This is a genomic window from Oleiphilus sp. HI0079, assembly GCF_001635105.1.
This window is the reverse complement of record NZ_LWFT01001062.1, coordinates 1-1,206: the sequence shown is the minus strand read 5'-3', so window position 1 is coordinate 1,206 and position 1,206 is coordinate 1. Positions and strand designations below refer to the sequence as shown.

Sequence of the window (1,206 nt, the reverse complement as noted above, 5' to 3'; positions counted from 1 at the left end):
AACAAAGTCCCTAATATTCGCGCCACTTCGACGAAGTACCTATGCGTCCCCTTCGTCTAGAGGCCTAGGACACCGCCCTTTCACGGCGGTAACAGGGGTTCGACTCCCCTAGGGGACGCCACTTCTTTTTTCTACCAGATGGATGTTTTTGCACTTAGCAAGTGCAAGCTGCTAAGCACCCGCTGCGCTATCTCCTCAAACAACGTCGTTACCTCGAATGTTACATGCATTTATTGCAATTTTTTCTACTCTAGCCGCTCTCACAAGGCAAAAGGTCAGCTACACTTAACTACATACTCTTGAATACTAGCAGTCAACTCGCCATCGAAGCTTCGAACGGCCGCTTAATTAGGTTTTATGCAGAAAGACGATGTGCTGCTGGCGCGGCAACCAATATACGATGCGAATAAAGAAATTTATGGCTATGAGCTGCTGTTTCGCGACAATGAGCAGAACGCCGCAAATATTCTTTGTGATCTCAGTGCCACATCCAATGTTTTACTAAACCTTTTCACCGAAAGCGATTTGCAGTTTGTGACGGGCGGCGCCCCGGCTTTTGTTAACTTCTCCGGCGAACTTTTAATGGAACGCCCCATCTTTGACCCCCATTCGATCGTCATCGAGATTCTGGAGCACGTAAAGATAACACCAAGCTTTATTAAACGTGTTATCGAGCTGAAGAAAATTGGCTATACCCTCGCTTTAGATGATGTCGTCAGGGCACCGCAATACAAGCCGCTACTGCCCTACATTGATATCGTAAAAGTCGACATTCTCGGACAAACACTAAGTGATATCCAAAACACCGTTGACTACTTACAACCCTTTGACCTCACGCTGCTTGCCGAAAAAGTAGAAACGCACAAAGAGTTTGAAGCATGTAAGGCGATGGGATTTCAACTTTTTCAGGGTTACTTTTTAGCGAAGCCCGAGATAATGCATGGTCAAAAACTTGCGACCAATCAAATTGCAGTACTGGGTCTCGTTGCCGAGCTTCAAGACCCCACGACAGACGTCAAACGAATTAGCGATATCATTTCTCAAGATCCGGTTATTAGCTATAAATTACTGCGTTTGATTAATTCCGCAGCGTATCGTCGAACTAAAGAGATTGATTCCATCAATTCTGCTGTTGCGCTGCTTGGGATTAATCGAGTGCGCAGCTGGGCTACGCTGCTCGCGCTCAGCAAACTCGACAATAAACCA

The 1,206-nt window shown here is 46.3% G+C and carries 1 protein-coding gene and 1 tRNA gene; both read left to right on the top strand.

What is annotated here, in order from left to right:
* Positions 1-45 precede the first annotated feature (45 nt).
* Positions 46-121, top strand: a tRNA-Glu gene (locus tag A3750_RS19000).
* A 236-nt stretch (positions 122-357) separates the two neighbouring features.
* A partial coding sequence (locus A3750_RS18995) for an EAL and HDOD domain-containing protein (RefSeq protein WP_068548628.1) occupies positions 358-1,206 on the top strand: 849 nt, incomplete at its 3' end.